The sequence below is a fragment of the Paenibacillus forsythiae T98 genome, from assembly GCF_000520735.1.
GTDB lineage: Bacteria > Bacillota > Bacilli > Paenibacillales > Paenibacillaceae > Paenibacillus_AQ > Paenibacillus_AQ forsythiae.
In genome coordinates this window covers 1-2,277 of sequence record NZ_ASSC01000286.1, presented here as the reverse complement: position 1 = coordinate 2,277, position 2,277 = coordinate 1, and the positions used below count along the sequence as shown (strand labels likewise).

The 2,277-nt window shown below is 52.6% G+C and carries 3 protein-coding genes; 2 read left to right on the top strand and 1 reads right to left on the bottom strand.

What is annotated here, in order from left to right:
* Window positions 1–30 precede the first annotated feature (30 nt).
* Complete coding sequence (locus L692_RS33895) at window positions 31–543, bottom strand: hypothetical protein (RefSeq protein WP_025699291.1); 513 nt, start codon at window positions 541–543, stop codon at window positions 31–33.
* A 196-nt stretch (window positions 544–739) separates the two neighbouring features.
* Here L692_RS33895 and L692_RS0109435 point away from each other — a divergent pair, with 196 nt between their 5' ends.
* Both L692_RS0109435 and L692_RS28260 read left to right on the top strand, forming a co-directional pair.
* The gene (locus L692_RS0109435) at window positions 740–1,444 is read left to right on the top strand and encodes a class I SAM-dependent methyltransferase (protein ID WP_025699289.1); all 705 of its coding nucleotides are present in this window, start codon (window positions 740–742) and stop codon (window positions 1,442–1,444) included.
* A gap of 135 nt (window positions 1,445–1,579) precedes the next feature.
* Window positions 1,580–2,277: L,D-transpeptidase (locus tag L692_RS28260; RefSeq protein WP_025699288.1), on the top strand; the 698-nt coding region annotated here is incomplete at its 3' end.

The following is a 2,277-nucleotide window of genomic DNA, read 5'->3' as shown; positions in this document are numbered from 1 at the left end:
GCCGGGCCTTCAGGCCCGCCGCAGCTTTTGTTACTGGAAGCTCCGGTTTTGATTCAGGTAGTTCCCTTGTCCTTGGATGGAGCCTTGGCCAAAGGAAGATGCGCCGGTGAACGAAGATCCAATGGACGAAGATCCAATGGACGAAGATCCGATGGGGGATACTCCTGCCGAGGAGTAGCCGATCGAAGAAGACCCCAGCGTCGAACCGAAGGAGCGGTTCGACGCAACTCCCGGATTATTGAACACAGGTTGGTTGTATGCCGAACCAAATGTGCCGATTTGAGCCGATTGCTGCTCTACTTGACGGAATACTTGGGAGATTTGCTGCAATTGCTGAATGGCTGTTTGGTGGCCTTGCAGAGCTGTCTGAATCGTTTGAGATGCTCTGCGCTCCCGGTTTGCCAGTTCCTCAAGCTGTCTTGCGTTTTGTTCTTCTTGCTGCAACAGTTGTTGATACAACTGGCTGGCTTGCTGTGTTTCGTTGATAAGACGTTGAACAAGTTGCTCTCCCTGGCTGACTTGATTGGAAATGTTAGTGTTCAAAGTTGTGTCCTCCTCGTGGAATTGGTTGATAACCGAAATTTATTATGCTGAATCCTTATCCAGATTATTCATGGTTTATGGTGAATTGGTTCACTTTCCCAAAAAACCTGGTGCGCCGGAAGCGTTTATTATGGTAAAGTGGAAGGAGCGGCCACGGTCGCTACAGACTAGACGAGCTGAGCTGAGAAAGGAAGAGATGAGTATGAGTCTGGAAGAGAACAGACTGGATTTGAGCCGCATTGTATTTATCGGCAGAACCTTTGATGAGTACATGGCGATGTTCGGCCTGGCTGAAGAGGAGCTGAAAGGACGGACTATTCTGGATTGTCCGGGCGGCGCATGCGCGTTCACGGCAAGGGCGAATACCCTTGGAGCGACTGCGGTGTCGGCCGATATTGCCTATGGATATCCTGTCCGGAGCCTTGCGGAGAAAGGGCTGGAGGATATCGCGCATGCGATGGCCCAGCTGGACAAGGCGCGGGCCGGATTCAAGTGGGACTATTTCTCCTCCGTTGAAGAGCTGAGGGCCAATAGAACCCGCGCGCTGCGGGAATGCGTCTCCGACATGGAACGTTACCCGGAGCGTTACGTTCCGGCGGTAATGCCGGTGCTGCCGTTTGAAGACGGCCGGTTCGATCTGACGCTGTCCGCGCATTTCCTGTTCATGTACGGCGACCGGCTGGATTATGACTTTCACCTGAAGTCGCTGCGGGAGCTGCTGCGTGTGACCCGAAGCGAGCTGCGCATTTATCCGCTGGTGGATCTCTCGGGTAAGCGGTACGGACAAATGGATGAATTGCTGGCAGAGATTGCCGGAGATGGCTGCACGACCGAGGAAGTACAGGTGCCCTACGAATTTCAAAAAGGTACAGGCCATATGCTGAAAATTATCAAGGGATGATAAGCGGGTAATCCGGTCTCCACCAGGAGGCCGGAATTTTTTTTGCGCAAAAGTGGCAACATTTCCCTCCGGAATCCGTTAATAAGATAAAGAGATACAAAATTTTTGCAGCCTTGGGGCTGGAGGGGAACAGGTATGACAAATCACATGGGAGAGATTCATCGAGGAACGAGCCGGCGCAGAACGCTCAGTCTGATGCTTGCGCTTGTTCTGCTGTGTACCGGCATTTTCGCGGGAGAGGCGCATGCGGCAGGCACACAGGTAGACACACAAATGATCGTGGTGAACAAAAAGGTCAACATGCTGGCCTTTTTCGATGGCGGCAAGCTGGTTAAGGAATTCCCGGTGGCTACCGGCAAAGAGAGAAGTCTGACTCCGGAGGGCCGCTTCAAAATCGTCAATAAAATCAAAAACCGGCCTTATTACAAAGAGCATATTCCCGGCGGCGATCCCGCCAATCCACTTGGCGACCGGTGGCTCGGGCTGGATGCATACGGCACAAGAGGCACGACCTACGCAATTCATGGCAACAACAAGGAATCCTCGATCGGCAAGTATGTAAGCGCAGGATGCATCCGGATGCATAACGACGACATCCATTGGCTGTTTCCGCAGGTGAAGAAAAATACGACAGTGGTCATCACCTCCACGACGCTTGACATGGAGAGTATTGCAATAAAATACGGCTATGCTCTGGTAAAGAATAACACATTTGCCGGAACCCTAGTTGTGAGCGGCGTGGCGACGAAGCTGAGCCAGCCCTTCCTGCTGGAGAATTCCCGCGTGTATATTCCGCTGAGAGAGACCGCAGCCTTGCTTGGCTCAAGCCTTGC